Source organism: Nocardiopsis potens DSM 45234, from assembly GCF_000341105.1.
Lineage (GTDB): Bacteria > Actinomycetota > Actinomycetes > Streptosporangiales > Streptosporangiaceae > Nocardiopsis_A > Nocardiopsis_A potens.
Genome location: NZ_ANBB01000124.1, coordinates 1 through 1060 on the forward strand (window position 1 = coordinate 1; position 1060 = coordinate 1060).

General features: G+C 74.2%; 1 protein-coding gene. It reads left to right on the forward strand.

Features of this window, described 5'->3' with window-relative positions; translation table 11 throughout:
- The first annotated feature begins 51 nt into the window (after window positions 1-51).
- Complete coding sequence (locus tag D459_RS0130205) at window positions 52-1053, forward strand: IS30 family transposase (RefSeq protein ID WP_017596720.1); 1002 nt, start codon at window positions 52-54, stop codon at window positions 1051-1053.
- Window positions 1054-1060: the final 7 nt, after the last annotated feature.

The following is a 1060-nucleotide window of genomic DNA, read 5'->3' on the forward strand; positions in this document are numbered from 1 at the left end:
GGTGGGTTCTAGTTTGTGTTGCAACACGGCCGGGACGAAGGGGGATGAAGGGTGCCGGGCAAACGGCTGACGATCACCGAGCGTGAGGAGATCCTGGTCGGGGTCACCAATGGGGAGAGCAACGCCGCGATCGCCGCCCGGCTGGGACGCGACCGCACCACCGTCTGGCGCGAGCGCAGGCGCAACACCTCCCCCTCCCCGCGGGCCTACCGCGCCTTCCCCGCCCACATCCGGGCCACCGCGCGGGCGCGAAGACCGCGGGCCCGCAAGCTCGCCCCCGGAACCCGGCTGCGCGCCCGGGTGGCCGCCGACCTGGCCCAGGGGTGGTCGCCCCAGCAGGTCGCGGGCAGACTGGCCGCCATGGACCCCCGCGAGCGCGTCAGCCACGAGACCATCTACCGGGCCCTCTACGTCCAGGCCAAAGGCTGCCTGCGCGAACAGGTCGAGGCCCTGGCCGCCGGGGCGCCGCGCTGCCCCGGCCGCGCCGCGCGCCGGCCCCGCGCCCGCACCCCGGCCCGCCCCCGGTTCGAGGCCATGGTCAACATCAGCGAGCGCCCGGCCGAGGCCGCCGACCGGGCCGTGCCGGGTCACTGGGAGGGCGACCTGGTCATCGGCAGGGAAGGCGGGTCGGCGATCGCCACCCTGGTCGAGCGCTCGACCCGCTTCGCGCTGCTGGTGCCGGTGGGCGACCGGCGGGCCCAGACCGTGGGGGCGGCCCTGTCCGCACACATCGGCGCCCTGCCCGCCGCGCTCAAGCGGACGCTGACCTGGGACCAGGGGGTGGAGATGGCCCGCCACCGCGAGTTCAGCGTGGCCACCGGGGTGCCGGTGTTCTTCTGCGACCCGCACTCGCCCTGGCAGCGCGGCACCAACGAGAACACCAACCGGCTGGTGCGCGACTACTTCCCCAAGGGCGCCACCGATTTCAACTCCGTGGACCCCGCCGAGCTCGCGCGGGTCCAGGACCTGCTCAACACCCGGCCCCGCAAGACGCTGGGCTACCGCACCCCGGCCGAGGCCCTCAACGACTTCCTCGTTGCAACAACCGATTGACATCACC